At 41.1% G+C, this 21,801-nt stretch carries 22 protein-coding genes; 15 read left to right on the top strand and 7 right to left on the bottom strand.

Translation table 11 applies throughout. The features are described from left to right. Both V7K56_RS35880 and V7K56_RS35885 read left to right on the top strand, forming a co-directional pair. A partial coding sequence (locus V7K56_RS35880; protein ID WP_334918768.1) for a hypothetical protein occupies positions 1–196 on the top strand: 196 nt, incomplete at its 5' end. A 301-nt stretch (positions 197–497) separates the two neighbouring features. Next, positions 498–800 (top strand): hypothetical protein, encoded by a 303-nt coding sequence (locus tag V7K56_RS35885; RefSeq protein WP_334918770.1) that lies wholly within the window; start codon positions 498–500, stop codon positions 798–800. A gap of 159 nt (positions 801–959) precedes the next feature. Here V7K56_RS35885 and V7K56_RS35890 read toward each other — a convergent pair whose 3' ends face one another. From V7K56_RS35890 to V7K56_RS35910, 5 genes are all read right to left on the bottom strand, one after another. Next, a complete protein-coding gene (locus V7K56_RS35890) occupies positions 960–1,112 on the bottom strand; it encodes a lmo0937 family membrane protein (protein WP_094351065.1) in 153 nt (50 codons plus the stop codon). Between the two features lie 191 nt (positions 1,113–1,303). Continuing rightward, positions 1,304–1,762 carry a cupin domain-containing protein gene (locus tag V7K56_RS35895; protein ID WP_334918772.1) on the bottom strand — a complete coding sequence of 153 codons (459 nt, stop codon included), beginning with the start codon at positions 1,760–1,762 and terminating at the stop codon, positions 1,304–1,306. A 100-nt stretch (positions 1,763–1,862) separates the two neighbouring features. Beyond that, a complete protein-coding gene (locus tag V7K56_RS35900) occupies positions 1,863–4,259 on the bottom strand; it encodes a glycoside hydrolase family 15 protein (protein ID WP_334918774.1) in 2,397 nt (798 codons plus the stop codon). A gap of 76 nt (positions 4,260–4,335) precedes the next feature. Further along, positions 4,336–5,268, bottom strand: a complete 933-nt coding sequence (locus V7K56_RS35905) for a cation diffusion facilitator family transporter (protein ID WP_334918776.1) — start codon at positions 5,266–5,268, stop codon at positions 4,336–4,338. A gap of 161 nt (positions 5,269–5,429) precedes the next feature. Next, positions 5,430–6,242, bottom strand: coding sequence for an SDR family oxidoreductase (locus V7K56_RS35910; protein ID WP_334918777.1), 813 nt, complete (start codon positions 6,240–6,242; stop codon positions 5,430–5,432). Between the two features lie 818 nt (positions 6,243–7,060). Here V7K56_RS35910 and V7K56_RS35915 point away from each other — a divergent pair. From V7K56_RS35915 to V7K56_RS35955, 9 genes are all read left to right on the top strand, one after another. After that, a complete protein-coding gene (locus V7K56_RS35915) occupies positions 7,061–7,555 on the top strand; it encodes a DUF2231 domain-containing protein (RefSeq protein ID WP_334918779.1) in 495 nt (164 codons plus the stop codon). After that, positions 7,552–8,157, top strand: coding sequence for a DUF2231 domain-containing protein (locus tag V7K56_RS35920; RefSeq protein ID WP_334918781.1), 606 nt, complete (start codon positions 7,552–7,554; stop codon positions 8,155–8,157). Before V7K56_RS35915 ends, V7K56_RS35920 begins: the two co-directional genes overlap by 4 nt. A 284-nt stretch (positions 8,158–8,441) precedes the next feature. Then, entirely contained in the window at positions 8,442–9,365 is a 924-nt protein-coding gene (locus tag V7K56_RS35925) for a cytochrome c oxidase subunit II (RefSeq protein WP_334918783.1), read from the top strand. Further along, positions 9,355–11,016 carry a cytochrome c oxidase subunit I gene (gene ctaD / locus V7K56_RS35930; protein WP_334918785.1) on the top strand — a complete coding sequence of 554 codons (1,662 nt, stop codon included), beginning with the start codon at positions 9,355–9,357 and terminating at the stop codon, positions 11,014–11,016. The genes V7K56_RS35925 and ctaD overlap by 11 nt, the downstream gene beginning before the upstream one ends. Before the next feature lie 155 nt (positions 11,017–11,171). Beyond that, the gene (locus tag V7K56_RS35935) at positions 11,172–11,837 is read left to right on the top strand and encodes a cytochrome c oxidase subunit 3 (protein ID WP_334918999.1); all 666 of its coding nucleotides are present in this window, start codon (positions 11,172–11,174) and stop codon (positions 11,835–11,837) included. A 39-nt stretch (positions 11,838–11,876) separates the two neighbouring features. After that, positions 11,877–12,122: a hypothetical protein gene (locus V7K56_RS35940; protein ID WP_334918787.1), complete on the top strand. Its 246-nt coding sequence runs from the start codon at positions 11,877–11,879 to the stop codon at positions 12,120–12,122. Between the two features lie 147 nt (positions 12,123–12,269). Then, entirely contained in the window at positions 12,270–13,637 is a 1,368-nt protein-coding gene (locus V7K56_RS35945; RefSeq protein ID WP_334918788.1) for an NAD(P)/FAD-dependent oxidoreductase, read from the top strand. 29 nt (positions 13,638–13,666) lie between these two features. Further along, positions 13,667–14,605: a VOC family protein gene (locus V7K56_RS35950; RefSeq protein WP_334918791.1), complete on the top strand. Its 939-nt coding sequence runs from the start codon at positions 13,667–13,669 to the stop codon at positions 14,603–14,605. A 260-nt stretch (positions 14,606–14,865) separates the two neighbouring features. Next, positions 14,866–15,279, top strand: coding sequence for a peptidoglycan-binding domain-containing protein (locus V7K56_RS35955; protein WP_334918793.1), 414 nt, complete (start codon positions 14,866–14,868; stop codon positions 15,277–15,279). Between the two features lie 112 nt (positions 15,280–15,391). Here V7K56_RS35955 and V7K56_RS35960 read toward each other — a convergent pair whose 3' ends face one another. Together V7K56_RS35960 and V7K56_RS35965 are read right to left on the bottom strand one after the other, a co-directional pair. Further along, complete coding sequence (locus V7K56_RS35960; RefSeq protein ID WP_334918795.1) at positions 15,392–15,934, bottom strand: DoxX family protein; 543 nt, start codon at positions 15,932–15,934, stop codon at positions 15,392–15,394. Next, positions 15,931–16,836 carry an SMP-30/gluconolactonase/LRE family protein gene (locus V7K56_RS35965; RefSeq protein ID WP_334918797.1) on the bottom strand — a complete coding sequence of 302 codons (906 nt, stop codon included), beginning with the start codon at positions 16,834–16,836 and terminating at the stop codon, positions 15,931–15,933. Before V7K56_RS35965 ends, V7K56_RS35960 begins: the two co-directional genes overlap by 4 nt. A gap of 698 nt (positions 16,837–17,534) precedes the next feature. Here V7K56_RS35965 and V7K56_RS35970 point away from each other — a divergent pair. The 4 genes from V7K56_RS35970 to V7K56_RS35985 all read left to right on the top strand — a co-directional run bounded on the left by V7K56_RS35970 (position 17,535) and on the right by V7K56_RS35985 (position 21,598). Further along, a complete protein-coding gene (locus tag V7K56_RS35970) occupies positions 17,535–19,157 on the top strand; it encodes an FAD-dependent oxidoreductase (RefSeq protein ID WP_334918799.1) in 1,623 nt (540 codons plus the stop codon). Positions 19,158–19,164: 7 nt separating this feature from the next. Beyond that, on the top strand, positions 19,165–20,739 hold the full coding sequence (locus tag V7K56_RS35975; RefSeq protein ID WP_334918801.1) for a GMC family oxidoreductase: 1,575 nt from the start codon (positions 19,165–19,167) through the stop codon (positions 20,737–20,739). A gap of 61 nt (positions 20,740–20,800) precedes the next feature. Further along, the gene (locus tag V7K56_RS35980; protein WP_334918803.1) at positions 20,801–21,178 is read left to right on the top strand and encodes a colicin V family bacteriocin; all 378 of its coding nucleotides are present in this window, start codon (positions 20,801–20,803) and stop codon (positions 21,176–21,178) included. Between the two features lie 153 nt (positions 21,179–21,331). Continuing rightward, the gene (locus V7K56_RS35985; protein ID WP_334918805.1) at positions 21,332–21,598 is read left to right on the top strand and encodes a Precorrin-3B methylase; all 267 of its coding nucleotides are present in this window, start codon (positions 21,332–21,334) and stop codon (positions 21,596–21,598) included. Positions 21,599–21,801: the final 203 nt, after the last annotated feature.

Consider the following 21,801-nt stretch of genomic DNA (forward strand, 5'->3'; position numbering starts at 1 on the left):
GTTGAGAGTAAGCATCTCAATTAATCCGGCATCATCCGAGACATTGGCTCGAGTGCAATGTGTAAAGAAGGGAAACCCAAGGGTGTCAATAGCCAATTGGATTGTAGATGCTCAGGAGTACCTTAATTCAAAACCTCATAAGATGTCAAATGGGTTCTATATCGTTGGTCTAGTTTTTGGTAGCGATCGCTTGTGACACTTGCGTAAGTCCTGTTAACAAAAGAGTGAAAGTATAGAAAGTAAATATAGCAGCAGTTTTGGTAATTGAAGTCAAGAATCGAGAAGCAGGCGATTGCTTGTGTAAGAAATACCAGAGATTGCTCCAGCTTCAAAACTTGATATCATGGTCGATTAGCTGTTTACCTCCAATAAATCAGCTTAACAAATGCCAAGTTTAGAAGAGGTTAGATATGCTCTCAATGAGGCAGATTTTAACACAGTAAGTATCGAACCTTATTCTATTTCTAAAAACTTGCAAGACCTGTTTTAGAGGTTGTTTGAAAAGGGTTGGCTTGAGCCTCAAGTATGACTCAGGGGTACACTCTCAAATCCCAAAACTCCGATTCTCTGGTAGCAGTTTCTTGGTAGCCAGGGTAGTGAAACATACGCTTGAGGACTTTTCAAACATCCTCTTATATAGTGGTAAATATTGTCCTGAAATATATTTAGATGAAAATATCCGTTCTGGAATTTCTACGTTTTCTTTGCTAGCTTCTGCTGATGAAATCGCCGCAGGGTGTCAAAAACTAGCAGCAGATATCAATATAGGATATATTACTGAAATTGTCAAAAAGTTATGAAAACAATCACGCAGATTATTTGTTTGCAATTGCCGAAAAAGTTGAGCTAAAGGTTGAGAGATAATGAGTGAGGTACAATAACCATATCCTCAATCTCCTACCTGCAAGCCAGTAGGAGACTATGATGTACCTCATCTGATTAGGAAACGTTATATTTATTCACACATCACGCGCTTTGAAAAAGTTATAGATAGCAAGGCCAATGGCTATAAGCAACACTGCGTGAATTAGATTTCCGGCAATGTGAAGTGTCAATCCTAATGCCCAAAAGGCAACCAGTATAACAACAATACCCCAAAGTATACTAAACATATATTTGTTCTGAATCAAATCAGCTTTAATTTGTTCAAATATTTTACTCCCTATCTTCACTTTTATTCTATTTGCCTTAAGAAAGATTACTTTGCACCATCACTTAAACTAACTTGGTATGCTTAATCTTTCGTTACTATTTAATTAGATAAAGCTAGCGCCTTTAGGCTGTCAGTTAACTGCCCACATCATTATCTGAAGCGACAGGATTGCTCTATAGTCGGAGTCTCCTCAAGTTGCACCATTATCAAAACAGCAGGTGCATCGCCTACTGTTCCAGATAAGTGACCTTTATGACCTTGCGCGTCTGCTTTTGTATTCTGATCTTCTCCAAATGAAATTTCGCCAGGGCCCATCTCGACTCGCTGTCCATCCATAGTCTCCACAAACCAGCGTCCCGACAGTGGGATTATCCACTGAGGTTTCGGATTCTCATGCCAGTTGCCAACCCATCCTACAGGTAGCACAGTGAAAGTGATTGTGGCACCGGGCTGTTTCAACTTAGAAAGCCACTGCGGTGAAGTATCTGGGGCTATGCCTTTTTCAATGAAGTCCTCAATTTTACAACGGGATTGGTGACTTATACCGTTGCGATCAGTCCAGACGTGCCAGTAGTCAATTGTTGGTTTATTTGATGAGTTGTTCTGCATAAAAATGGCTCTTTTTTATTGTATGAGTAAACACTAGATTTCTTATTTTCTAAGCACTAAAGTGCTGACTACAAACTTTGAAAACTTGCAATAATTACTACTAATCAACTGCAACTGTATAATTGCGTTCTTCCCATTTACTGCTTTCAATCCAGAAAAAGGTAAAGCTGATTGGCTGTTGCTGGTTATCAGAAACAGAAATATCTACAAAATTCACTCCTAACTTTGTAGAAGTAGAAAGCGTATCTTGTATGGTTTGCCAATTATTATCTGACCAGTGCAATTGAAAAGATGCTAAAGCGTCAATTCGCAATGTCTGACCTTTTTTTACTTGGCTGATTTGTCGGTTAAACTTCCAAATTTCCAATGATTTACACTGCTTTCTTTCGCCTAAATAGCGATTTGCCACCTCTGGAATAAAATCAAACACCTGTCCGTCATCAGTTGACCGTAGCAGCTTGATATACTCTGCGTGTGCCCACATTAAAGGCATGGCCGAACCTGTTGGTTTTCCTAAAAACATATAGATATCAGGTATATCTGCCTCATCCCAAACCTGTTCTGGTAACAAACAAGTGTCTGAAGCAAATCCTTCCATTGCCTTGATATATGTTTTGACATCCCCGCCAGCAGCTAGTTCATAATGTCCTCGTTCTCCTGCCAACAGAGGCCAAGCGCGTCCTTTACCCGAACCGACATAAGGATTTCCGTCTTTTTGCTGACCGTAGCCGTCGTGGTTGTAACGATGCCAACAAGGCCCAACGGGTGTATCTACTTTCAATACTGCATCAATTACTTTGACAGAATCAACAATAATCGGGTCATCTGGTTTACGAATTCCATAGCGTACTAATTGGAGAAATCCGCCATCGACAATTTCCTTGGCCGGAAATTCTGCTGGTTCACCAGCTGGTCGATTGCTGATGAAAACAGTTTCTTGGTTAGGATTGTCGTCGGCTTGAGGATTATTAATATCTGAAGGAGTAATTCGGATATAATGCCGTTTGATCCCAGGAACTAAAGTTCCTTCAGTAGTTACTGTCCAAGCTTCGATGTGAGATTCTAAAAAATCTGCGTATTCTTCTATAAACTTTGCTGTTGCTTCATCTCCACGTTGACGAACAAATTGAGCAGCACAGATTAAGGCGGCAATATTAGATGCTAGTGTTGATGGTGAATAACCGCTATTTTCTTCCCAGCGTTCTTGTTGAGTAACCGGACCGTTACGAACTAAATAACCTGCCGCCCGCAAAACCATCGGATAAATATCGAATTTTAAACAAGTTTTCTGCTGGTGCAATAACCATGCTAACAGAATCGGAAATGCCACCTCATCTAGTTGGATACCTTTCCAGTAAGGTTCACCATCAACCCAGAAATTTTGGGCAAAACCGCCATCTTCCTGCTGACTAGTGGCGAGATAAATTAGCGATCGCACTGCTGTTTCTGTTTCACCAGCAGCTACTAAACCTGATGCACTGCTTACCATATCCCGCGTCCAGACAAGGTGATATCCTCCTTGGTCTTGGTCGTTTTTGGCTTCACCCCAAGGGATCGCAAGGGATGCAATTAAAGCACCTGGATAGGCTTTGTCTTCATGTGCTAACAACAAACTAATGCTGTTGTGATACAATTTCCCATCATTATATGAAACATTTTCTAGGGGTCGGATATTGCGGCGCGATCGCTCCCACTGTTCGTTGTATTGCTGCTTCTGATGTTCAAAAGGAATATTGAGCGATTGAAATAGTGTAGAAATTGCATTGTGCTGGTTTGTACCAAATGCCAGCCCTAAAGTAAACTCTTTAGTGCAATCTAGATTTAGTTTTCCAGTCAGAGCCAGGTTGCCATCTACAGCACTATCAAACTCCCAATCCATCTGGAAGTTGTCAGCTAAATCTGTCCAGCCATCACTTTTACCGACGTAACCACAGGAAAGGCGGGTAAAGGGAACTGTTGCACCCAGCGCCAGCCATGTTCCTTGTTTCTCGGCTATCAGAATACGATGCCCAGCAACCTCTATAGCGTAACCATTATTACCCATACCTCCAACTTCTAGATGCGGGGCACACAAAGCATATAAATGGAGTTGGGAGATAAAATCGCTCTCTCCTGTTAGTTTTGTGTGCTGTAAGATACAGGATAAATGCGGGTCGGCAATCACTTCTTTGATTATGGCATAACGTCCTTGGGGATCAGAATTAGTGATGCGGTATCCTAAACCATGAGTCCACATCGATTCCATTTTGGCTTCGAGATGGCGTTTTTCTTCGTGGAAAAAGCTTTTACCATCAGAAATTAGATACTGCAAATCCCGAATTTGAGGTCTGTCTACTGTAGGATGGTAGACTTCAGTAACAACACCATTCCAGATAGTAAACCAAATGCGACTAGAGGTAGAGTAAGCTGTTCCGACTCCATCTTTATTCGCTTGAGTCCATCGAGGTTCAATACCTGGCGAGCCAAAAGCTTCTGCTTGACCAATAATTTTTGCCATACTGTTTTGTTGTACCGATAATTTTTGAAGATTTTTGGAAAATTCTGTATTTGATATTTATGTGATTAAAAACTTATTAATTTGGTGAAAATCTGCGAGCGGCAGTGAAGGATTTTGCTTCAATAAAAATTTGTTTTATTTCAGGATGCTTTTGACTAATTTTTATTTCTAAACTTTCTACTGTTAATGCTATTTCCTCACCTGTCAAATTTTTAGAAAATTGAATTTCTAAGTTGAGTAATACTTCCTGGGGAGCAAGCTGCATTGTTAATACACGTATAACTTCTTGCACTCCTGGTTCAGTTTTTGACAAAGAGCGGATATTGGCTATAGTTTGAGGATTAGCACTTTCACCAAGTAATAATCCTTTACTTTCTCTCGCCAGTATCACTGCTACTATAGCCAAGATAATGCCAATAATAATCGAGGCAATGCCATCAAAATAAACATTATTAAATAAATGTCCTAAAAAGATTCCGATTAAGGCAACGAATAAACCTAAAATTGCAGCAGAATCTTCAAATAATATTGTAAATACTGTGGGGTCTTTACTATTTTTGATTGCTTGCCAGAAATTTTGTCTACCCTTGGTCGGCAAAAACTCTTTTAAAGCTACAGTCCAAGAAAAACCCTCTAATAATATTGCAATACCTAACACAATATAATTCCACTTTGGATTTTCTAAAGGGCTAGGATGAATTAAATGAGCGATTCCTTCATAAATTGACATGCCGCCGCCAATGGCAAAGATCAGGATAGCAACGATGAAAGTCCAGAAATAAAGTTCTTGACCGTAACCAAAGGGATGGCTATCATCTGCTGGCTTTTGGCTCCTGCGAATTCCCAGCAAAAGCACCAGTTGATCGCCAGTATCTACAATCGAATGAATCCCTTCAGATATCATGGCGGAACTGCCAGTAATGGAGGCAGCAATAAATTTAGTAATAGCGATCGCTAAGTTAGCGCCCATCGCTGCAAATATAGTTTTATGAGATGAATTAGATGCCATGAGAGTAAATAATAATTATGCAGAAACTTCTAATTCACCATCCAGATGGGTAACTTCCCACTGGGTTTGTGCGCCATCACCCCAAAACGTCTCTACAGCCAAATTTAATCGTTGATGGTTATTAAACCAGGATTGACAGTAACTTTTTTAAGTATTGTCAATTAACCATTATCTGTAAAACCTGGATACAAGGTCATACCACCGTCTACAAATAGTGTCGTACCATAGACATAATCAGAGTCATCAGAAGCTAACCAAACTGCTGCTTTAGCAATATCTTCTACCTCTCCGACACGTTTTGCAGGAATCAGTTTTAATAATTCTGCTTCTGCATCTGGAGTATCCCAAGCTGATTTATTAATTGGAGTTTTGATTGCACCAGGAGCAATACTATTGACGCGAATTTTATGGGGTGCAAGTTCTTGAGCAATACTTTGCATCATCATATTTATGCCACCCTTACTCGCGGCATAATTAACATGACCCGCCCAAGGAATTACCTGATGCACTGAACTGATACAAATAATCTTACCTGCGGCAGATGAAATTTCATACTGTACACCCCGGCGCAGAAATTCTTTTGCAGCTTCCCGCGCACACAAAAATTGTCCTGTCAGGTTCACTCCAATAACTCTATTCCATTGGTCAAGGGTCATATCTACTAACGGTGAATCTTTTTGAAGACCAGCATTGTTTATTAAAATGTCAATAGTGCCGAATTGCTCGATTGTCTGGCTGAACATCGCCTTTATTTCGTCTTCTTTGCTGACATCAGCTTGAATAGTAAATGCTTCACCATTAGCTGCTTTGATCTCATCAACAAGTTTTTGAGCTGACTCAGCTTCCGAATGATAATTGACGGCTACTGCTGCACCTGAGAAAGCTAAATAGCGAGCGATCGCTTCACCAATGCCAGAACTAGCACCTGTCACAAGTGCTTTTTGACCTTTGAGCAGGTAAGGGGAATAGCTCATAATGCTTTTGATATTTTTAAAGCTTGTATTGGTTGTGAGTTTCTGAATATTTGGAAGGCTTTCATGATATTTTTGCTTTCTGGGCGTAGCATTGTAGCATTAGTTTGCTATTTAAATTTTAAGATTCAGTTAATTATGTGATTAAGAAAGCAAAACCTTTTTACGATATTAAGAATCTCTAGTATTTTTATAATCTATCTAGAGAAAGATAAATAACATATTTTTTACTAAAAAATATTTCAATCATTTGTCATTTCTATGACCACAGGATGTTGTTCTTTATTAAGATTTGCAAAATTGGAATTTTCCAGCTTATATTAATCTTAATAAGAAAAATTTATGGTATATTCAAGGCAAGTTAGGTTATTGGTAAAAGTAAAATGTTTTAGTTAATCAATCAATTGAAAATCTAAAATGACCTAAATTAAGAGAACCATAAAAAACGTTAAAGACTTCTTATCCGCCTCTCAATTGTCTGATTAGATTGGCTATTTTCAAATATTGCATCTAATCAAAAATAATCATTTTGTATTTTTTGTAAATGCCAATTGAGATTATAATATAAATCAAAAATGTAGTTATTTTATTTAATTTAAACATTCGTGAAAAATAATTTTTGGAAAATAATAAGTATAAAAAAACTTTTTATTTCAAAATTTACTTTACGAATTTCAGTGCATCGGAAGTTTCCAATGTTTTTTAATTGGTTGATCTGTGGCGTTAGCACAGTATTCTTAAAAATATGAATGGTGCGTTAGGCGGATGGAAATTCCATGCAACGCATCTAGATAATATTTAGACCCATGAAGGAGAAAGCGATGCCTGCTCTGTCTCTGAATAACCAAAATTTACCATACCCTGACCCTCTACACCCGGTCGTTGTCCATTTTGTAATCGCGATGGTGCTTTTTTCTTTCGTGTGCGATGTGCTGGGCTATTTCACGCGTAACGTCCGTTTATTTGAGGTGAGTTTCTGGAATATGTTTGTAGCCTCAGCAGCTATCTTTATAGCGGTAATTCTTGGTCAGTTTGAAGCAGGTCTGGCGAACATCTACCCAGCAGTCCAACCAACACTGAATTTTCACACGTTGATGGGTTGGTCACTGGCGGCTATTGTTGTTGGCATTACAGCTTGGCGTTTCGTGATTCGCAAACGCACCCCACGGAAAGTATCGCCTGCTTACTTGGGTGCTGCAACGTTTTTAGTGTGCCTAGTGTGCTTACAAGTCTATTTAGGGAGTAAGCTAGTTTGGGTGTATGGTTTACACATCGAGCCAGTTGTGCAAGCAATGAAGCAGGGAGTTTCGCCATGAACTGGCAACTGATTGACCAGTTGAGATTGAGGCTGAATGCTAACGGATTACCTTATGAGATTCCGATACATCCGCAACTGGTGCATCTAACATTGGGTTTATTCATTCTTGCGATCGTTTTTGATATTGCCGGAGCGCTTTTTGCTTTAGAAAAACCAATCTTCAAATTTTTGGGTCTGCCTACCCTGCGTTCTGGTTTTTTTGATGTCGGTTGGTATAACCTCATAGGAGCAGCTTTTATCACTTTTTTCACGGTTGCAGCTGGTTTTTTCGAGTTGCTGCTAGCAAATCCATCAATCGATCAAAAGAGCGTTTGGGGGTTAACTGCTGGTTGGACAATACTTTTGCATGGTTTGGGTGGCGTTTTGCTGTTGGGAGCGATCGCAGCTATGACAGTATGGAGGGGTTTACAACGCTATCGTTGGCGCAAGGATGCTTCTAGACAGGTGCAGTGGAGTTACTTGTTAGCAGGCATAGCAATCATGGCAATATTATACGCTCACGGAACTTTGGGAGCGCAATTGGGAGAGGAGTTTGGAATTCATATTACTGCTGCGAAGTTACTCCAAGAAGGTAAAAACCCAAATTTACTACTCAAATAATCGAAGGCAGGAGGCAGGAGGCAGGAGGAAACCTCTCCATGAAAAGAAAAGATTTGAGCAATGACGTATATTTTCTCGTACTATGCATATCGAAAAGAATATTTCTAACTTTTTGCCCATAATGGGCAAGGTTTGTACCTTTATTCTTCCTGCCCTCTGCTTCCTACCTTTCTTCTTATCAAGCAATAAGCACTCTGATATGAAATTATCTTTCTCCTGCCTCCTGCCCTCTGCCTCCTGCCTTTTTTCTTATCAAGTAATAAGTACTCTTACATGAAATTGTGATGTTTAGTGTTTTTGAATATGTATTAATGGCGTTTTATGTCGCAGTCCTGCTGATTGTCAGTCGGTGGATTGGACAACAGGCTTTTTCTTGGATGCCTCCCCAGGCGACAGCAGAAGCACAACGCGTAGATGATTTATTTAGCTTTTTAGTCTCAATTGGAGCATTCATCTTGCTGGGGCTGGTTGGTGTTATTGTGTATGCCATAGTTTTCCATCGCGCCCCTCCAGAAGACTACACTGAGGGACACCCTTCTAGAGGTAACGGGAAGCTAGAAATATTGTGGACAGCGACGCCAACTTTGTTAGTAGTATGGATTGCCTTTCAAAGCTTCAACATTTATCAGCAATTAAATATTCTCGGTCTAAACCAAATTGTGCATTTGCACGCGCCCTTAGAATCTGCACCCGCCTACGCTGCAACCGTTAGCGATGCTCCCAAACCTGCATCTGAAACAATAGATGTTTTCGTTAAGCAGTCAGATTGGTCTTTTCGCTATCCAAATAATGTTACCAGTAAGGAATTACATTTGCCGATCAATCGCAGCACTCGCTTAAATATGCAAGCACAGGATGTAATTCACGGTTTCTACGTTCCTGAGTTTCGCTTAAAACAGGATATTGTTCCAGGGCGTAACATTGACATTGTGCTAACACCCATTCGCCCAGGCAAATATCGACTGAAAGATTCTCAATTTAGTGGTACTTACTTCGCCTTGACGGAGGCAGATGTATACGTTGAATCCCTTGATAAGTATAATCAGTGGCTCGCGCAAACGGTGTCTAGCGAAAGTGGGAATGCTCCAAATCAAGCAGTTGCCGAAAATATCCAACCACCAAAGACATTATTTAAAAGCGGCTGGCACACTGTCACACCTACTCAAAGAGCTATAGCCAATCAAAGGAAGATAAATAATGACACATAATTTGAGTGAAGCTATAGCCAAGAATAGAGAACCTGAGAATGGCTGGCGGGAATATCTCAGCTTCAGCACCGACCATAAGGTAATTGGTGTTCAGTACATGGTAATGACCTTCATTTTCTTTCTTCTCGGTGGACTGTTGGCGATGATCATCCGGGCTGAGTTGCTCACCCCGGAAGCAAATTTAGTTGACCGCCCCCTCTACAACGGTTTATTCACCATGCACGGGACAATCATGATTTTCCTGTGGGTTATTCCCTTCAATGCAGGTCTTTCTAACTACCTAGTGCCACTGATGATTGGAGCGCGGGACATGGCTTTTCCCCTGCTCAATGCCATCTCTTTTTGGATTTTGCCACCAGCCGGTCTTCTACTACTGTCTAGCTTTTTGCTACCTAACGGGACTGCACAAGCTGGTTGGTGGTCTTATCCACCAGTTAGTCTGCAAGTTCCAGGGAATCAATTGATTAACGGTCAATTTATTTGGATAGTTAGCCTAGTACTAATCGGCATCTCCTCAATTATGGGGGCTGTCAACTTTGTTACCACAATCTTTTGGATGCGATCGCCAGGGATGACATTTTTTAGAATGCCCGTCTTTGTATGGTCAGTTTTTAGCGCCCAGTTGTTGCAGCTGATTAATTTGCCTTCTTTGACAGGTGCATTGATACTGCTGTTGCTTGACCTCTCTTTCGGTACACAATTTTTTAAACCTGAAGGAAACGGCGATCCCATTCTCTACCAACATTTATTCTGGTTCTATTCTCATCCAGCAGTGTATATCATGGCGCTACCAGCCTTCGGTATTATTGCGGAAGTTCTACCAGCCTTTTCTCGTAATCCTCTATTTGGCTATCGGTCAGTTGCTCTTGCTTCTTTAGGTATCGCTGTAATCAGCATCTTCGTCTGGGTGCATCACATGTTTACCAGTGCTACCCCCGACTGGATGCGGATGACCTTCATGGCCACCTCAATGTTAGTTGCCATACCCACTGGTGTTAAAGCATTTGCTTGGACTGCTACCATCTGGAGGAGCAAATTGCACCTAGAGACACCAATGCTATTTGCAATGGGAGGTGCAGTGATGTTTATTTTTGGCGGTGTCACTGGTGTGATGCTTGCCGCCACCCCATTTGATATCCACGTCAATAATACTTACTTTGTAGTAGGTCACTTCCACTACATCGTTTTTAATACCATCACAATGGCAATCTTTGCCGGAATTTACTTCTGGTTTCCCAAAATAACTGGCAGGATGTACGCCGAGGGTTGGGGTAAGCTGCATTTCTGGTTAACCTTTATTCCTGCCAATATTACTTTCTTCTCCATGCATCCATTAGGTTTGCAAGGGATGTTGCGCCGAATTTCCTCCTACGATCCCCAGTATCAGGGTTGGAACGTTATCGCTAGCCTGGGATCGTTCTTACTGGGAGCATCGACACTACCCTTTATTGCTAACATTGTCGGTTCCTGGCTATATGGAGTCAGAGCAGTTGATAATCCCTGGCACGCTACGGGATTGGAATGGACAACTTCCTCACCACCTCCGCGAGACAATTTTGAAGAGATTCCTGTTGTCAACAGACCTCCTTACGACTATGGCGATCCAAAATATTCATTCGTGGAAAATTCTAATGATGGTGAGTCTGACTAGGGAATGGGGAGCAGGGGAGAAATCAATTCAAAATTCAAAATGACGCTCGCGGACTCGCTAACGCTGCGCTAACAAAATTCAAAATTGAAGATTCAATCCCAATGCCCCATGCTCAATGTCCAATGCCCAATTCTTAATTCCCAATGCCCAAAATTATGCAACATGGCAACATTCATAAAGATGAAAGTCCGATCCGTTTTGACCAATGGCGGCGACGTTTACCAAATTGGTTACAGCGCTTTCTGCCAAGTGGTGGCGGAAGTCATGAAGATCATCATGGCAAAGGAATGTTTGGATTTACTGTGTTCCTGTTGTCAGAAAGTATCATTTTTTTGAGTTTTATCTTTACTTACGTTGCTCTACGACTGAATACTACTAACTGGCTACCACCCGGTATTTCTGGCCCAGAATTGTCTAAGCTTGTGATTCTTAATACGGTAGTTTTGCTTTCTAGTAGCTTTGTGATTCAACCAGCAGAAAATGCTCTTAAGCATAATCAACTTAGTAAATTTCGCGGGCTATGGCTAATAACGATCGCAATGGGAACCTACTTTTTAATTGGTTTATTAATTGAGTGGAAAAATCTTGATTTTAAGATTACTACAGGATTAGTTGGTTCCACATTCTATTTGCTGACAGGTTTCCACGGTTTACACGTTCTGGCTGGTGTGGTGCTTCAGATAATCATGCTGATTCGCTCATTCATTCCAGGCAATTATAATAAGACTCACTTCGGTACAAGTGCGACAACTTTATTTTGGCACTTTGTTGATGTAGTTTGGGTCTTCCTTTTCTCGCTTATTTATCTTTGGCGAGCATAAAAATGTTCAGAAATTCTAAGTATTTTTAGGAGTAATTTGATGAATTTATTCTTGCAAGATATACCAGCATCAGAACTCGCCCCAAAAGCAGTTCAAGAAACTCCCGCACCAGGTAAAGACCCACTCATTGCACAAGGTTTACAAAAAGAGCAATATATTGGCATTATTGGGCTAGCGATCGCTCTAATTGCGGCTGTGGGATTTTTTAGTCGTAGAGTCGAATACGCTATTGCTTTCGCTTTATTCCTCAGCATCATTTTAATTGCGTTATTTATATTCATATAGTAGATTTGTCATTGGTCATTTGTACTTTTGCAAAAGTCTTAATTTTGACTGTTTCTTTGCACCTGTGCGTCATCAAACAAAAAAATCTGATTTCAATGCTTAACATCCTGGCGAAATCATAATCTGACAATACTTTGGAGATATTTTATGAACAGCCCAGTTTACCAAACTGTGATTGTTGGTGGTGGTTTCACTGGCTTATTTACAGCCTTACACCTAGCTCACGAACATTATCCTCGCTCTGTAATTTTGATTGATAAAAATGAACGTTTTTGCTTTAAGCCATTACTTTATGAGTATTTCGATGGTGAGATGGATAGTTTTCAAGTAGTACCGCGTTTTTCGGAATTGCTTAAAGGTAGCGGTGTCATCTTTGTTCAAGATACAGTGCAATCAATAGACTTGCATCAACGAGAAATAAAATTAGCTTCGGGAAACTCCTACAACTACAGTAATTTAGTTTTAGGTTTAGGTAATGTTACTGCTTATCATCATCTTGAAGGTGCCCAAGAACACGCTTTTCCTTTTTGGACACAAGAAGATGCGATCGCTCTTGACCGTCATTTACGCGACTGTTTACAAAAAGCAGTCAAAACAGAAGATATAGAACAACGCCGGAAACTACTAACAATAGTCATAGTTGGTGGTGGTGCTTCTGGTGTAGAAATGGCGGCTACCCTAGCAGATTTACTTCCACATTGGTATAGCGCTATGGGAGGAAATTCTCGTGAAATTCGGGTAATACTGCTTAATCATGGTCAAAAAATCCTTGATGCTGATATTAACGATCCACTACGCCCAATTGCTGAGAAAGAATTACAAAAGCGCACTGTAGCAGTTGAAATTCTTATGGGAGCAGAAGCTACTGCTGTTCACCCTGATGCAATTGAATATAAGAGCAATAATCAAGTTAATACACTACCAACGTACACCACAGTCTGGACAGCTGGTACTTCTATTCATCCACTGATTAAAGATTTACCAATTTCCCAAGAACATCGGGATCGTCGCGATCGCCCCATAGTTACTCCTACAATGCAACTACTTGACTTTCCAGAAGTCTTTGCAGGCGGAGATTGTGCAGCCGTTGAGAATAAATCACTGCCGCTAACAGCCCAAGTTGCTTATCAGCAAGGAGCCAATATTGCCCAAAATTTGAAAGCATTAGCGTTGGGCGAAGACCTCAAACCAGCAAGGGTAAATATACGCGGAACTCTCTTAAAATTAGGGTTAAATGATGCTGCTGCTAATATTTTTAACGTTTTGGAAATTACAGGCGAATCCGGGCATTTAATCCGTCAAGGCACTTATTTAACGCTATTACCAACTCCAATTCATGATTTCAAAGCTGCTAGTGATTGGCTGGATGAAGAAATTTTTCACCATCACCTTGACCCTAATAATGTAGGCAAAAAAGTTGTTCAAGCGGTGGAAGTGGTTGGTGCAGGAGTTATAGGCGTTTTAGCTGCAAGAAAATTATTGAAAATGTTGGGAAATGAAGAGAAAAAAGATTAGAGACTGAAGGATAAAAGGGGCTTTTATTGATGACTATGCCTACTCATAGTAAGAAACAGGTGCAAAGAATTCGAGCTATTGGGTTAACAGTAACAAACTGCGATCGCTCTTTAAATTTCTATCAAGAAGCACTGGACTTTAAACTAGTTTCTGATATTACTGTTGAAGGGCACAATTTCAGCACAGAAGATGTAACCGAAGCAAAAGTTCGCATTGTGACCTTACAACTTGGAGATGAATTTATCGAGTTGATAGAGTATCTCAATATTCAGGGTAAACCCATTCCCAGCGATTCACAAAGTAATGACCTGTGGTTTCAACATTTCGCAATTGTAGTAAGTGATATGGATCGCGCTTATGCTCACTTACGTTCATTTCCGATTGAATCAATTTCAGTTGCACCGCAGACAATCTTATCTGATAATGAAACATCTGGTGGTGTCCGCGCCTTTAAATTTAAAGACCCTGATGGTCATGATTTAGAGTTAATTTGGTTTCCGCCTGATAAAGGTAAAGATAAATGGCATCAAAACAGTCATAGCTTGTTTTTGGGAATCGATCATAGTGCGATCGCAGTTTCTCACACCGAGCAAAGTCTACACTTTTACTGCGACCTTCTGGGAATGCAAATTGATAGTCGCAGTCTCAACTGGCGTGCAACTCAAACTCGCTTGGATAACTTACCAGGAGCGAAAGTGAGAATTACAGCACTGCAACCAGTTGAAAATGGTGTAGGAATTGAATTGTTAGACTACATTTTGCCTGGAAAGGGCCGTCCGATACCAAGTGACTGGAAAAGTTGCGATATTGCAAGTGTACAAATTGAGCTTGTTACCAATGATATTGAGCAGCTAATAGATAAGCTACGGCAGAATCAGATACCGATTGTAGATAGCTCTTTTTCTCATAAGCAAGGTTATTTAATAAAAGATCCTGACAAACATACAATTTTACTCATTGCAGAATGATATTAGGGAAATTTTCATAAATCAGGGCGCAATTTCGGGCGACATAAATTTTAATACATTTAGTCATCCTTTTGTCACAATTTTGCAATAGCTTTGTCAATACAACGTGTAATGCTATAGCTCTGGCTTGGGAAATAGTCTCAGACTCAACCCACATACAGAATCTACAGAAGAGAATTACTTAAGGTGCAGTCCCTTATATAAAGATGACTCTTCAAATAGAAATTGCAAAATCTCATACAGTTGGAAGGAACAAGAAGATGAATTGGAAAATACTTGCTTTGCTCCCTGCTTTGACTCTAGCGGCTGCTTTGCCTGCTTACTCTTTAACTAATAATAAAAGCCAAAATACAACGGCTACTGCTACTCACATTGCCCAAAATCCTCAGCCAGGCAATACTATGAAAAAGCCTAATGCAATGCATAAGGCTAGTACTATGCACAAGTCCAATAATATGGCAAAGCGTAATACTGGTACTGTATTAACAGTAGGCAGCAGGGGAGAAACAGTGAAAAATGCTCAGAATTCTTTAAAGCAACAAGGATTTTATACAGCAAGTGTGACTGGTGTCTTTGATGGTAAGACTCGTGTAGCAGTGATGAAATTTCAGAAGTCTAAAGGATTAAGAGCAGACGGAATAATTGGACGCCGGACTTTAGCCGCTCTTAAATAAAATGGTTTACTAATATCCTGATTGCAAAATGTCTTAAAGACAAAAGGCTAGGAAATAAATTCTAGCCTTCAATTTTTCATAAAGCCAAGCGTCTTGATAAATAATGTCTGTTTCAGCGTCCAAAAATTAAAGCATCAAGTGAATAAGCACCAGGGCCTAAAACTGCGATCGCAATCAGCATAACGCAGTACATAAACGCTTTTTCCCAACTTGGCGGTTCACCTTTTCCTAAAGGGCCTTTATACTCTTGTTCAGGAATTAAGTATGGATCTTGGGCGACAAAAGGCTTACTTCCAGAAATGTCTAAATATATCGCAAAAATCATTGAACAGAGAATTGGGAAAGTTGATAAGAGTGTCAGGAATCCAATGATTAGAAAAATTCCGCCACCTAACATCGATGCAGCCGATAAAAAGCAAAGAAAGACAGGCGTTTTTAGAGCATCAGCCCACTGTTGCAGATGCGTTATCTTGGGATATCCGTGTAGGATAAACAACCAGCCAACACTGACTCTGAGTAGCAAAAGTGCCAATCCGGGAAATCCGTCAGAATACACAAAAGAGAGTGAACTCAATAAGTGTGGGCCTAGTTGGGGGAAACTAAATGCAGCCAGAAAAAAGGCGATCGCTACACCCAGCCCAAATTGATAAATCATAGTTGTACACCACGGGTATTAAGGTCGATAGCATATAAAGAATGACCAGCTGTGATAAATAAGCGATCGCGTTCCTTACCACCAAAAGTTAGGTTAGTACTTGTCTCCGGGATAAGAATTTTTCCTAGCTTAGTTCCGTCTGGGGCGTATACCTGTACGCTGTCTTCAGAACTAATAAAAATATTGCCATGTTCGTCAACCCGAAATCCATCCGGTTGTCCTGGATCGATGACTGCAAACACACGCCCATTTTTGACATGGCGATTATCTACAACTTCGTAGACGCGAATATGATGAGGCCCGCCAGGAATATTAAACGCAGCTGTATCTGAAACATACAATAAACTTTCGTCTGGACTGAAAGCCAGCCCATTCGGGCGCACCATATCCGTTACTACAGGATAAATCTCACCAGTCGTAGGGTTAAAGCGGTACACATAACTTCCAGGTTGTTCCTGTTCGCCGCCGTAGCCTTGGTTTGGTTCGGTGATCCCATAAGGGGGATCGGTGAACCAAATCGTGTTGTCACTTTTGACTACTAGATCATTTGGACTATTCAGGCGTTTACCCTGATAGCGATCGACTAAAACCTTCCATTCATCATCGTGTTCGCGTCGGATAATAGCACGCAGTCCAGAAGAACAAGCAACTAGACGACCTTCCAAGTCGCGGTAATTACCGCTTTGGTAATCAGATGGGTCGCGTATAACACTAACGTTGTTGGTAGAATTCCAGTGCAACAGGCGGTTGCCGTGAGCATCGCTCCACACAACACTATCATCTTCGTGGAAGTAAACAGGGCCTTCGCTATGGACTGCACCGTTTGTAAGTTTTTGCAGTGAAGCACCTGGGCGTACTAAGGCACAGATGCGATCGTCAGAAATCTCAATGGCTTCAGGCATAAGAATCTCCTGTTATTTAACTTGGTTACTGGCGATCAATGGCAGGTTCAAGTTAATACCAATTTAAAAAGTAATATTTATAAAATTTTTCCGCATTTTTATAAATATTAAATATGCTTAATTTACATAATATATAAACAAAAATAAAACTTAAATAAAATACTAGCCTCTCTTTAGACATAAACAACAATTAATCCCTTGGGTAGAAGCTAAATTTTTTTGATTGGCAACACCGCTGTAACTCAAGGTTATGGCAATCCATCTCTTATCAAGTTTTTTTCCAATTTTTCATCAAGAACAATTTTTTTAAGTTTATCTATGTCTAAAGGCTGAATTTATCATCTTAAGAGATATACCATTGACAAGTTGAAAAAATCAGACTTTGTGACATAAAGTAAAATGTGGAACATCGAAATTGAACGACGTGGGAAAGCAGAAGAAGTTGCAGCTGTGATTGCATTCCTTTGCTCTGAGTAATCAAGCTTTGTGGTTGGTTCTAATTATCGGGTAGATGGTGGGTCGATTGTAAGTTTGTGAGCAAAGGAGGTGTTTGAGAAACTAACAGTAAGCCAGTTATTTATTGTTATATCAATTCGTAATGAAATGGTGTAAAACCTTGTAGCCCAACTCAGACTAATATTATGTGATCAAATTTGAAAGAATTGGTATAACTCTCATTCTTAATTTGAAAGTTGATTATGAAACAGATAGAAGCAGTTGTTGGTAACATCAACGATCTAAATGATGGCGAAATGCGACAAGTGTCTGTCGGCGAGACAGAAATTTTATTAAGTCGTATAGATGGAAAGTATTATGCTGTCGGCGCACACTGCACTCATTATAAAGCGCCACTGGCTGAGGGGGTACTGAGTGGACATCATGTTGTTTGCCCCTGGCACAATGCCTATTATGACGTAACAACTGGCGACCAACAAGAGCCACCTGGTTTGGATGCTTTAGCTTGTTATAAAGTACGCATTGAAGGTGAAAATGTCATTGTCAGCGTACCAGAGGAAACTAACGGATTACGATCGCCCGCAATGGCGCAATTCGACCCTAATGTTGATGGGCGGACATTTGTCATCTTAGGTGCAGGAGCGGCAGGTGTCCATGCCGCAGAAACATTGCGAATAGCTGGATATCAAGGGCGAATCGTGATGATTACTCAAGATAACAGGCTACCCTACGATCGCACCAAGCTGACTAAAGACTACTTCATTGGTAAGACATCCGCAGAGGAAATGCCCTTGCGATCGCCTGATTTCTTTAAAGAACACGCGATTGAAGTACTGTTGAACAAGCGAGTTGAACAGGTACAAACCACGAATAAAACGATTACCTTTACCGATAGCGACGCCGGAACGTCTAGTGATTCATTAACCTATGATGCCTTACTAGTAGCAACAGGAGGAAAACCACGCCAGTTAGATATTCCCGGTGCAGACTTGCAAAACATTTTGACATTACGCAGTTTTAATGATACTGATCGCATCTTGACAATCAGCAAGCAAAAAGGACAAGCGGTAGTCATTGGCTCCAGTTTTATCGGTATGGAAGCGGCAGCTGGGCTGAGGCAACATGGCTTAGAAGTAACTGTTGTTTCACCGGATTCTGTACCTTTTAAGAAAATCCTGGGCGAAGAAATTGGCAAACTATTTCAGCAAGTCCATGAGGAAAAGGGCGTTTCCTTTAAATTTGAGCGAAAAGCGGTGCAATTTGAGGGTAGCGACAAGGTTGAAGCTGTAATTTTAGATAATGGCGATCGCTTAAAAGCAGATATAGTAATTGTCGGAATTGGCGTACAGCCTGCAACAGACTTTCTTCAGGGTATCGATTTGCATCCCAAAGATAACAGTGTTGTTGTTGATGAATACTTGCGTGCAGGTGATGGCATCTACGCCGCAGGTGACATTGCTTGTTATCCTGATTGGCGGACAAATGAATCGATTCGCGTCGAACATTGGCGAGTCGCAGCACAGCAGGGACGAATTGCCGCTCAGAACATGACAGGGAAAGCAGTCAAATTTAGAGGGCTTCCTTTGTTTTGGACAATGCAATTCGACTTTCCGTTGCGCTACATCGGACACGCCGAAAGTTGGGATGAAATAATTGTAGATGGGGATTTACAAAAACAGGAATTTATAGTTTTTTATCTGAAAAACAATCAAGTCTTGGCAGTTGCAACCAGCCATCAAGATACAGAAACAGCAGCGATTTCAGAATTGATGCGTTCGAACCAGATGCTAACTGTTGATGAATTACGGCGTGGTATAGTTGATTTGATTCAGAAAGGACAGCCTGAAGTTAGTAGTAAGCGCTAGGACATATATGACAAACATCACTGAGCGCTACGACATCATCATTATCGGTACGGGAGCCGGTGGAGGTACATTAGCTCACCGCCTCGCACCTACAGGTAAAAAAATTCTCGTGCTGGAACGAGGCGACTTTTTACCGAGAGAAAAAGATAACTGGAATCCCCAGGAAGTCTATGAAAAACATCGTTACCACACCGATGAGCATTGGTATAACAAAGAAGGCAAAGTTTTTAAGCCTCAGACAGGTTACTGGGTTGGTGGCAATACTAAACTCTACGGTGCAGCCTTAATTCGATTTCGGGAGCGAGATTTTGAAAGGGTAATTCACAAGCAAGGAATTTCTCCAGAATGGCCGCTCAAGTACTCAGACTTTGAGCCGTACTACACACAGGCAGAAAAGCTGTATGACGTGCATGGTCAAGCAGGAGAAGACCCAACGGAACCACCTCGCAGCGAACCATATCCTTATCCACCAGTGAGTCATGAGCCGGATATGCAGTCCCTTGCTGATGGCATCCGCGAATTAGGTTATTACCCATTTCATCTACCACTGGGATTAAAGCTTAATGAAAGCGATCGCACCAAGAGTCTCTGCATTCGTTGCGATACTTTTGATGGATACCCTTGTCTCGTACACGCGAAAGCTGATGCCGATGTTAACGCCATTCGTCCTAGCCGCGAGATGTATGCAAATTTTACCCTTTTAACTAATGCCAAAGTCTTGCGGCTGCATACAAGTGAGTCGGGGCGAGAAGTGACGAGGGTAGAAACTGAAATTGCCGGGGAAAAACATTGGTTTACAAGTGATATTGTCGTTGTTGCTTGTGGTTCTATTAACTCAGCAGCCTTGCTGTTACGTTCTGCTAACGATAAACATCCCAATGGATTGGCAAATAGTTCCGATCAGGTGGGACGGAATTACATGAAACAGCTGGAAACCGCTATAGTTTCCATACACTTAGAGGTGAATCACGCCAAATTTCAAAAGACGATCGCTGTCAACGATTTTTACTGGGGAGAGCCGGATTTTCCTTATCCAATGGGCATGGTGCAAAATACTGGCAATGTACTAGCGGATATGATTCCCGCAGAGGCTCCACCATTAATGGCTCCATTTATCAACCTGATTCCTCATTTTGAACGAAATTTGTTGGCCGAGCGAGCAGTTGGTTGGTGGTTGCAAACAGAGGATTTACCAGACCCAAATAATCGGATTCGTGTGGTGGGCGATCGGATTCATGTTGATTATACATTGAACAATATTGAAGCAAGCGATCGCTTAATTCATCGTTGGACATCTGTACTCAAGTCAATTTCTCATTCGGCTAAAAGCGTTTTGCCATTTAGCATTTATCCCCGCACTCAAATACCTGAACAAGCAGTTGCTCATCAATGTGGTACTTGTCGATTTGGTACAGATCCCAAAACCTCAGTCCTTGACCTCAATTGCCGTACCCATGATGTCGATAATCTCTACGTGGTAGATAGTAGTTTCTTTCCTTCAAATTCAGGTGCTAACCCGACATTAACGATTATGGCTAATGCGTTGCGCGTTGGCGATTTGCTTGCAGCAGCGTTTCGCTAATGCATAATAGCTAAACGATCGCAATAGTGATTATTTATTTGTAAAGATAAAAAGGGCAAACATGATGACAAATGATGAACAGCAAATTACACCACAACAGCAACCACAAATTCAATCTCAACAGGACGAGTCAGAAGGAATACAATCCCATCCATTGGCTACAAGTCTAGGTACTGTGGGAGGTGGCGTTGCCGGAACCGCATTGGGACGCTCCATTGGTGGTAAAGTAGGTGCTGCCATTGGTGGGATTGCAGGGGCAATTACTGGTGGCATTGCAGCCAATAAGCTGATAGAGTATGCTGAAGAATTAATTGAAGAAATCCAGCCGACAAGAGGATTAGGATTAGGAGCCAATCATAAACCAATTGAACTACCCCCTCACTATTCTTGGGAAGAATTACAAGCATTATCAAAACCTTCAGCAATTTACAAGGCTTAGAAGGGTTTAATATCGGGTGTTGCATAAATGCGGGATGATTTTGCTAGTTTTGTGGGATAAGCATCTTGCCCGTCCTTTGTATTTCGGGGCGGTTGAAGTGTCAAGATAAATTTGACTCGCTAGGATGGCATTAGAAATTTATAGCATTTGAGTATGACCAAGCAAGACATTCCACTTACGGGAGACGCGCTGATTAAAGAAGTCTGTCGGCGGATTCGAGTAGCCCGCAGTTATTGGGATGCTCACAACAATGCTGCTTGTCGGGGCGAACGCGATCGCGCCTTAGCCCTTTACAAAACTCTGACTAAGGAAGAAAAAGACCAGATTCCGCAAGTGTTGCGGGTGTGGTTGCGTTACCGCAGTGAGAAATATTTTGGCGCACACCGAACGCCGCCAAAGTCAGCACGAAAATCAAAATAGTCCAATGACTACCAAGACAACTGCTCCCCTACTACTTTTGTGTAAGTAATATCAAGTCCGGTTAATCACTTAATGATTACCGCATCTGTGCAAAAATTCCAAAGGCCTCTTTCCCTTTGCAAAAACTGCGGTCTAAATGATAAGTATTTAGCCGGACACTATATAAGTCGGCGGCAAGGCGATCGCATTTCTATTTTGAGCAA

The organism is Nostoc sp. (assembly GCF_036917535.1).
GTDB lineage: Bacteria > Cyanobacteriota > Cyanobacteriia > Cyanobacteriales > Nostocaceae > Nostoc.

Coding starts and splice junctions, on each gene's coding strand:
- V7K56_RS35890 (WP_094351065.1), bottom strand. CDS start 1,112: ATGTTTAGTATACTTTGGGGTATTGTTGTTATACTGGTTGCCTTTTGG.
- V7K56_RS35895 (WP_334918772.1), bottom strand. CDS start 1,762: ATGCAGAACAACTCATCAAATAAACCAACAATTGACTACTGGCACGTC.
- V7K56_RS35900 (WP_334918774.1), bottom strand. CDS start 4,259: ATGGCAAAAATTATTGGTCAAGCAGAAGCTTTTGGCTCGCCAGGTATT.
- V7K56_RS35905 (WP_334918776.1), bottom strand. CDS start 5,268: ATGGCATCTAATTCATCTCATAAAACTATATTTGCAGCGATGGGCGCT.
- V7K56_RS35910 (WP_334918777.1), bottom strand. CDS start 6,242: ATGAGCTATTCCCCTTACCTGCTCAAAGGTCAAAAAGCACTTGTGACA.
- V7K56_RS35915 (WP_334918779.1), top strand. CDS start 7,061: ATGCCTGCTCTGTCTCTGAATAACCAAAATTTACCATACCCTGACCCT.
- V7K56_RS35920 (WP_334918781.1), top strand. CDS start 7,552: ATGAACTGGCAACTGATTGACCAGTTGAGATTGAGGCTGAATGCTAAC.
- V7K56_RS35925 (WP_334918783.1), top strand. CDS start 8,442: ATGTTTAGTGTTTTTGAATATGTATTAATGGCGTTTTATGTCGCAGTC.
- ctaD (WP_334918785.1), top strand. CDS start 9,355: ATGACACATAATTTGAGTGAAGCTATAGCCAAGAATAGAGAACCTGAG.
- V7K56_RS35935 (WP_334918999.1), top strand. CDS start 11,172: ATGCAACATGGCAACATTCATAAAGATGAAAGTCCGATCCGTTTTGAC.
- V7K56_RS35940 (WP_334918787.1), top strand. CDS start 11,877: ATGAATTTATTCTTGCAAGATATACCAGCATCAGAACTCGCCCCAAAA.
- V7K56_RS35945 (WP_334918788.1), top strand. CDS start 12,270: ATGAACAGCCCAGTTTACCAAACTGTGATTGTTGGTGGTGGTTTCACT.
- V7K56_RS35950 (WP_334918791.1), top strand. CDS start 13,667: ATGACTATGCCTACTCATAGTAAGAAACAGGTGCAAAGAATTCGAGCT.
- V7K56_RS35955 (WP_334918793.1), top strand. CDS start 14,866: ATGAATTGGAAAATACTTGCTTTGCTCCCTGCTTTGACTCTAGCGGCT.
- V7K56_RS35960 (WP_334918795.1), bottom strand. CDS start 15,934: ATGATTTATCAATTTGGGCTGGGTGTAGCGATCGCCTTTTTTCTGGCT.
- V7K56_RS35965 (WP_334918797.1), bottom strand. CDS start 16,836: ATGCCTGAAGCCATTGAGATTTCTGACGATCGCATCTGTGCCTTAGTA.
- V7K56_RS35970 (WP_334918799.1), top strand. CDS start 17,535: ATGAAACAGATAGAAGCAGTTGTTGGTAACATCAACGATCTAAATGAT.
- V7K56_RS35975 (WP_334918801.1), top strand. CDS start 19,165: ATGACAAACATCACTGAGCGCTACGACATCATCATTATCGGTACGGGA.
- V7K56_RS35980 (WP_334918803.1), top strand. CDS start 20,801: ATGATGACAAATGATGAACAGCAAATTACACCACAACAGCAACCACAA.
- V7K56_RS35985 (WP_334918805.1), top strand. CDS start 21,332: ATGACCAAGCAAGACATTCCACTTACGGGAGACGCGCTGATTAAAGAA.